Here is a 257-nt window from a genome sequence, read left to right on the forward strand (position 1 = left end):
GGGTGGTCGGAACCGAGTACCCGGAGCCGGTCGTTCAGCAGGTGAGCGAAGGCGGCCGCAGCGCCGACTGGATCCCCGGAGTGGCCCCGCCAGGCGGCGAGATTGGATCGGGTGGCCAGGGTGCTGGGGTGGTCGGAACCGAGTACCCGGAGCCGGTCGTTCAGCAGGTGAGCGAAGGCGGCCGCAGCGCCGACTGGATCCCCCGCCTCCCCCTGCCAGGCAGCGAGGTTGGATCGGGTGGTGAGGGTGTGCGGATG

The 257-nt window shown here is 71.6% G+C and carries 1 protein-coding gene; it reads right to left on the reverse strand.

Annotated elements, in window-relative coordinates:
- A partial coding sequence (locus MXD62_RS36220; RefSeq protein ID WP_248833837.1) for a tetratricopeptide repeat protein occupies positions 1–257 on the reverse strand: 257 nt, incomplete at both ends.

Source organism: Frankia sp. Mgl5 (assembly GCF_023242985.1).
GTDB lineage: Bacteria > Actinomycetota > Actinomycetes > Frankiales > Frankiaceae > Parafrankia > Parafrankia soli.